1 tRNA gene and 1 rRNA gene are annotated in these 472 nt (G+C 45.6%); both read right to left on the bottom strand.

From position 1 onward, the window contains the following. Window positions 1-175 precede the first annotated feature (175 nt). Window positions 176-251: transfer RNA gene (locus BFF42_RS20685), tRNA-Glu, on the bottom strand. A 171-nt stretch (window positions 252-422) separates the two neighbouring features. Then, window positions 423-472 (bottom strand): 16S ribosomal RNA (locus BFF42_RS28620); the annotation flags it as partial.

Here is a 472-nt window from a genome sequence, read left to right as displayed (position 1 = left end):
TCTTACGATTCATCATCGTGTTGCGAAAATTTGAGAGACTCACGAACAACTTTCGTTGTTCAGTGTTTCAATTTTCAGCTTGATCCAGATTTTTAAAGAGCAAATATCTCAAACATCACCCGAAGATGAGTTTTGAGATATTAAGGCAGGTGACTTTCACTCACAAACCAGCAAGTGGCGTCCCCTAGGGGATTCGAACCCCTGTTACCGCCGTGAAAGGGCGGTGTCCTGGGCCTCTAGACGAAGGGGACACGAAAATTGCTTATCACGCGTTGCGTGATATTTTCGTGTAGGGTGAGCTTTCATTAATAGAAAGCGAACGGCCTTATTCTCTTCATCCTCACTCCCAACGCGTAAACGCCTTGCTATTCACTTTTCATCAGACAATCTGTGTGAGCACTGCAAAGTACGCTTCTTTAAGGTAAGGAGGTGATCCAACCGCAGGTTCCCCTACGGTTACCTTGTTACGACT

Source organism: Shigella sp. FC1661, from assembly GCF_001712525.1.
In the GTDB taxonomy this organism is placed as follows: domain Bacteria; phylum Pseudomonadota; class Gammaproteobacteria; order Enterobacterales; family Enterobacteriaceae; genus Escherichia; species Escherichia coli.
The sequence above is the reverse complement of the archived record's forward strand: the minus strand, read 5'-3'. Positions and strand labels throughout refer to the sequence as shown.